Source organism: Pseudomonas sp. Pseusp97 (assembly GCF_047304025.1).
In the GTDB taxonomy this organism is placed as follows: Bacteria; Pseudomonadota; Gammaproteobacteria; order Pseudomonadales; family Pseudomonadaceae; genus Pseudomonas.
Genome location: NZ_JBGLYK010000294.1, coordinates 1 through 5,553, shown reverse-complemented (window position 1 = coordinate 5,553; position 5,553 = coordinate 1). Strand labels below are relative to the sequence as shown.

Sequence of the window (5,553 nt, the reverse complement as noted above, 5' to 3'; positions counted from 1 at the left end):
CCCCCAGGTTGCCGATCTCCAGCAGCGTGCTGCCGGCAATGCTGCCCTGGTTCACCACCAGGCGGTCGGAGGCCGCGCCGTCGCCCGCCAGGACGCTCTGCAGGCGAAGAATGCCGTTGTCGCCCTGGTAATCGCCGCTGACCGTGAGCCTGTCGGTGGCGTCAGGGCCGGAGGTGGTCAGGTCGATCACCCCTGCGTTCACCAGTCGCGCATTCAGCGCCGTATTGCTCGGTGCCACGATGCCGCGGCTGGAAGTCAGCAGGCTGGTGGAATCCAGCGACAGCGTGCCGGTACCGGAAACCGGGTCGCCGAGCGTCAGCGTATCGTTCAGATCGAGCCGGGAAGCCTGGGTGAGCTGGATGCTTTCCCACTCCAGGTAGCGGCCGCCCTGGCTGGTGCTGGTGCTGACGAAGGTCAGCCGGTCGTTGCCCGCCCCGCCGTCCAACGCCGGTGTGCTGCCCAACTGGGTTTCGCTGAGGCTGCTGAGCGTGGCGGTGTCGTCGCCCTCGCCCATCAGGATGGAGCTGCGCACCGTACCGCCGCCGCTCCAGACAAGCGTGTCGGCACCGGCACTCATCAGGATCTGGCCGTGGATATCGCCGCCGGTGAGGACGACCGTGTCATCGCCGCCGCTCAAGCTGACATTCCCGCCGATGCCGCCCCCGGAAACCAGGATGGTGTCCCGGCCAAAGCCGGTGACCAGGTTACCGATGATCGAGCCACCGGACATGTCGAACAGGTTGTTGTCCAGCTTCATGTCCACCCGGCCGATGGTGCCACCGCTCAGGCGTGCGGTGTCGCCGTCGTCGAAGGCACCGATGATGATGCCGCCGCTCATGCTGAAGGTGTCGTGCTGATCCCCCTGGGCCAGCGAGCCGATGACGCCCCCGGTCATGACGAAGTCATCGATGCCGTCACCCTGGCTGACGGCGCCCAGGATCGACCCGGCGCTGATGTGCAGGCTGTCGGCGCCGCCGCCCTGGTGCAGGCTGCCGTCGATGCTCCCCGAATCCATGACCACCGCGTCGGCGCCGTTGCCGAAGGTGACGTCGCCGGTGATGGCACCGCTGCCCCCGGCGGGAAAGGTGAGGCTGTTGTTGCCCGCGGCATCGCTCAGCGAAGGAGCGGTGCCGGAACTGCAGAGATGCTGATCGTCGCCCGGCCCCGGAGAGAAAGTGCAATCGGCCCGGGCCGAAGTACCCGGCAGGAGGAGAGCCAATTCGAATGCCACACCCAATGCAGGGCAGAAGCGGGACCCGGCCATCGCTGTGATCTCGATTCAGGATTTTCAGAAAGTCATAGTCGAGTAGTCGGATATGGCAACGCCGGTCATCGGCCAGCGCGTCCCTTGTTCGCCTTCCTGCGAGGCGCGAACGCAGCTCACCAAAGAAAGCTTTAGTCCGACTCGGCGCCAGGCTTTAGAAATCGTGCATTGAATCGAACCCTCGCCAGCGGTGAGATGAACCCGCGGACAACCCGCCCCTCCCCCGACAACAACGAGAAAGAGGTTCGCGCCCCATGCGCACGCTGATCAAAGCCCTGGCCCTGGCCTCCTCCACCCTGCTCGGCGCGCCCTCCGCCGCGAGCGCCGCCGAAGCCCCCACGACCGCAGCACCCGAGGGCGAAAGCCCGGCCTTCGTGGTCCACAAGCTGACGGAGTTCCTCTACGCCATCGGCGAGCCGAACTACTACCAGAAGAACTACTCGTACCTGCTGGTGGGTTCCGAGCAGGCGCTGATGTTCGACTCGGGCGCCAACCAGAAGGAAGACATCACCCGCATCGCCCGCCAGATCACCGACAAGCCGCTCTCGGTGCTGCCCTCGCACCTGCACTTCGACCACCTGGGCGGGCTGCACAATTTCCAGAGCATCTACCTGGTGGATACGCCCTTCACCGCCAGGTTCCGCGGCGCCGATGGCCTCTACCACGTGCCCGAGCCGGTCTACCTGGGCAACATCGACCAGATGACCCTGGCGCCCTTCAAGGTCTCGCGCCTGGTGAAGCCCGACGAGGTGATCGACCTCGGCGGCCTGAAGCTTCGACTGCTGAGCATGCCCGGCCACACGCCGGACGAGGTTGTGCTGTTCGATGAGGCGCACAACATCCTGCTCTCTGGCGATCACCTCTACCCGTCCTGGCTGCTGGCGGGAAACCTCAAGGATTACGTCGCCTCGCTGGATGCCACGCTGAAGGTGATCAACCCGCAGACCACCCTCTACGGCGCCCACGCCGACCAGGACCCGAGCAAGGTGCCGGCCATGACCTACGCCGACGTCGTCGCGGTGCGCGACAGGATGCAGCAGATCCAGGCCGGCCGCGCCAAGGGCGAAGCCTTCAGCGACCCGGAGCTGATCAGGAGCTCCGAGCTGTACAAGGTGCAGAAGGACATCAGCATCCTCACCGACATACAGTTCAGCGATGGGCGGGGTTACGGGTATTGATGGCCCGAGCTGACGCCTGGCACGGAGTCACCTGATCCTTGTAGGAGCGAGCTTGCTCGCGAACCGCAGTCTGCCTTGCGCGACAGTGCAAGACGGTAGTCCGCTGTTCGCGAGCAAGCTCGCTCCTACAGACACCGCCAACCCACCGCAGCATCAGTCGAGCCCTACTCGCCTATCGACAGCAACCACTCGATGAACGCCCGGACTTCCGGGCGTTCGCGTTTCGCCTCGGGGCAGACGACATGGTAGTTGTGCACCGCCGCCACCGAGATCGGTAGCGGGCGCACCAGCCGGCCTTCGTCGAGGTCGCGCTGGGACACCGTCTCGTCGCTGAGCGCCACGCCGAAACCGTCGCGCGCCGCCTGCAGGACCATGCCGAAATCCTCGAAATGGATATCCTCGGCGCCACCCCGACCGTAACCCGCCTCGGCCAGCCACTGCTGCCACTGGCTGCCGTCGTCCTCGTGCAGCAGACGGTGCCGCGCCAGGTCGGCGGCTTCACGGATGGCCAGCGGTCCACGCAGGTACTGCGGGCTGCACACCGGCGTCATGCGGATGCCATGCAGCAGGCGCCACCAGCAGCCCGGCCACGGCGGCGAGCCGTAGACCACCGCCACATCGGCTCGGCGCCAGTCCACCTGGGGCATGCCCGGCGCGGTGATCACGCTCACCCGCAGCGAACGCGATTCTTCCATGAAGCGCAGCAGCGGACGGGTCAGCCATTCCACGCCCTCGACCGGCGGGATCGACAGGCAGATGTCCACTCTTTCCTCTTCCAGCCGGATATCCGCCTGCAATGCCTGGACCGCGTCGGTGATCTCGCCCATGGCACTGGCCACGCTTTTCTGCAGCTTCCGCCCGCTGGCGGTCAAGACCAGCTGGCGGCCGCGCTTCTCGAACAACTCCACGCCGAGGCTGGCCTGCAGAGCCTTCACCTGCTGGCTGACTGCGCCTGTGGTGACGTGCAGCTCGACGGCGGCCGCGGCCAGGCTGCCCAGGCGGGCCACGCTTTCGAACACCCTGAAACTGTGCAGCGGTGGGAAGGCCATCTCTTCTCGAAATCCTGCGAAAACCGAGGCGGACGGTTATAGCAGGAGCAGCCTTCGCCGGGGAGAACGGCGCACACGGCGCATCGCTGGCCCGCAATTTGCGATGGCCTGTATGCAGGTGGCCGGCCAGCATCTTTCGACACTTTGCATGCAGCCCGCTGGTGCTTTTGGATTCAACCATGCACACATTTCGTGCAAGTAGCCCCGAGTCAGGATTTCATGCAGAACGCCGATTACAGAGCCATCCATCCTGAAAAATCACATAACCGACCGGTCAGATTCCGGACCATCGGACATAAACATGTATACAAAACAGTGGATATTTCCCACGGACTTTGTCTACAGTGGCCGCACAACAAAAACAAGCGAGTCCTCAGCCATGAATGATCGTTCAGCTGTAGCGTCCGCCGGAGCACGCCCGGAAGACGAGAACCTCGGAATCGGCGCCAACCTGGCGTACGGCCTGCAACACGTTCTGACCATGTACGGCGGTATCGTCGCCGTTCCCCTGATCCTCGGCCAGGCGGCCGGGCTCTCCCCCAGCGAGATCGGCCTGCTGATCGCCGCCTCGCTGTTCGCCGGTGGCCTCGCCACCCTGCTGCAGACCCTCGGCATTCCCTTCTTCGGCTCGCAGATGCCGCTGGTGCAGGGCGTCTCCTTCGCCGGCGTCGCCACCATGATCGCCATCCTCGGCGGCGGCTATGAAGGCGGCGGCATGCCCGCCGTACTCGGCGCCGTCATGGCAGCCTCCTTCATCGGTTTCCTGATCACGCCGGTGTTCTCGCGCATCACCAAGTTCTTCCCACCGATGGTCACCGGCATCGTCATCACCACCATCGGCCTCACGCTGATGCCGGTAGCGGCGCGCTGGGCCATGGGCGGCAACCCCAAGGCAGCGGAATTCGGCAGCATGGCCAACATCGGCCTGGCCGCGCTCACCCTGGTGATCGTCCTGCTGCTGAGCAAGCTGGGCAGCGCCTCGATCTCGCGCCTGTCGATCCTCCTGGCCATGGTGATCGGCACCCTGATCGCCGCCGCCCTGGGCATGACCGACTTCTCCCGCGTGGCCGAGGGCCCGATGGTGGCCTTCCCGGCGATCTTCCACTTCGGCATGCCGACCTTCCACGTCGCCGCGATCCTCTCGATGCTGATCGTGATCATGGTGACCCTGGTGGAGACCTCGGCGGACATCCTCGCCGTCGGCGAGATCATCGGCACCAAGGTCGACTCCAAGCGCCTGGGCAACGGTCTGCGCGCCGACATGGCGTCGAGCATCCTGGCACCGATCTTCGGCTCCTTCACCCAGAGCGCCTTCGCCCAGAACGTCGGCCTGGTCGCCGTGACCGGCGTGAAGAGCCGTTACGTGGTGGCCACTGGCGGCCTGATCCTGGTGACCCTCGGCCTGCTGCCGGTGATGGGCCGGGTGATCGCCGCGGTGCCCTCCTCCGTGCTGGGCGGCGCCGGCGTGGTGCTGTTCGGCACCGTCGCGGCCAGCGGCATCCGCACCCTGTCCAAGGTCGACTACCGCAACAACATGAACCTGATCATCGTCGCCACCTCCATCGGCTTCGGCATGATCCCGATCGCCGCCCCCAGCTTCTACGAGCACTTCCCCAGCTGGTTCGCCACCATCTTCCACTCCGGCATCAGCTCGGCGGCGATCATGGCCATCGGTCTCAACCTGCTGTTCAACCACTTCAAGACCGGCAACTCCAACCAGCAGTCGGTGTTCGTCGCCGCCGAGGAGCGCACCCTGCGCTACCGCGACATCGCCGCGCTGAACGAGGGTGACTACTTCCAGAATGGCAAGCTGTATGACGCCGAAGGCAACGAGGTGCAGGTGATCGGCGACGATCACGACCACGACGACCACCACGCGCCGACCACCAGGGCGGTGAAGCGCGAGACGGTGAACAGCAGCGCCTGACGTCCAGTCCGCCCCATGAAAAAGGCCCCTTCCGGGGCCTTTTTCATGTTCGCACCTCAAGCTTTGTGTAGGAGCGAGCTTGCTCGCGAACGGCTCTACCGGCAGCACGGGCGTCAAGCGGTCCGCGAGCAAGCT

At 65.4% G+C, this 5,553-nt stretch carries 3 protein-coding genes and 1 pseudogene; 2 read left to right on the top strand and 2 right to left on the bottom strand.

The window, feature by feature from the left end:
• Positions 1-1,264 (bottom strand): annotated as a pseudogene (locus ACCC94_RS27380) (autotransporter outer membrane beta-barrel domain-containing protein); the annotation flags it as partial.
• Positions 1,265-1,518: 254 nt separating this feature from the next.
• On the opposite strand from ACCC94_RS27380, the gene ACCC94_RS27375 reads away from it, so the two are divergent.
• Complete coding sequence (locus ACCC94_RS27375; protein ID WP_413352740.1) at positions 1,519-2,442, top strand: MBL fold metallo-hydrolase; 924 nt, start codon at positions 1,519-1,521, stop codon at positions 2,440-2,442.
• Positions 2,443-2,606: 164 nt separating this feature from the next.
• On the opposite strand, the gene ACCC94_RS27370 is transcribed toward ACCC94_RS27375, so the two are convergent.
• On the bottom strand, positions 2,607-3,491 hold the full coding sequence (locus ACCC94_RS27370; protein ID WP_413352739.1) for a LysR substrate-binding domain-containing protein: 885 nt from the start codon (positions 3,489-3,491) through the stop codon (positions 2,607-2,609).
• 379 nt (positions 3,492-3,870) lie between these two features.
• On the opposite strand from ACCC94_RS27370, the gene ACCC94_RS27365 reads away from it, so the two are divergent.
• Positions 3,871-5,418: a nucleobase:cation symporter-2 family protein gene (locus ACCC94_RS27365; protein WP_413352737.1), complete on the top strand. Its 1,548-nt coding sequence runs from the start codon at positions 3,871-3,873 to the stop codon at positions 5,416-5,418.
• Positions 5,419-5,553 lie beyond the last annotated feature (135 nt).